Source organism: Priestia sp. P5_B4 (assembly GCF_056400385.1).
Genome location: NZ_JBFULJ010001558.1, coordinates 1 through 506, shown reverse-complemented (window position 1 = coordinate 506; position 506 = coordinate 1). Strand labels below are relative to the sequence as shown.

Here is a 506-nt window from a genome sequence, read left to right as displayed (position 1 = left end):
CCGCCAGGGCGAGTGCGCTGGCGAGGAGCAGAGGAAGGCGCATTGAAATGGGTTCCCGTTGAGGTGGTGTACCGCCGCGAACCGTGGGAGACGGCCCCCTGATGCAGCGTGCACGGGACTTCCAAGTCCCGCTCGGCTAAGGATTATCCCGATGCGATGGCAGACGCAAGCCTCGTGCCGTCACGAATCGACGTGGGCGTTTTGCTGCGGTTACCGTGAAGTGACCCGTTTGGTTCAGCAATGACCCGGCAGGTCACCCCTGGACCGGTTCAGGGCGAGGCGATCACCGCCAGGCCGGCCGGCGGATCGAAGCCGACCAGCGTGCAGGCGGCGAATCCGGCCTCGAGCACCATGGCCCAGGTGTCGGCCCCGAATTCGGTGTGCACGAGCAGGTCGTCGGTCGCGGTCGACGGATCGCCGTGGTAACTGCGCGGAAGACCGCGCCGGCCGCGCGTCAGGCGGCCCGGGAGGATCGGGACGGTGAACACCGCCGCACCCCCCGGTTT

1 protein-coding gene is annotated in these 506 nt (G+C 68.0%); it reads right to left on the bottom strand.

All coding sequences use genetic code 11. The features are described 5' to 3' along the window. Positions 1–269: 269 nt before the first annotated feature. On the bottom strand, positions 270–506 hold a 237-nt coding region (locus AC1DRF_RS32150), incomplete at its 5' end, for a hypothetical protein (RefSeq protein WP_477742849.1).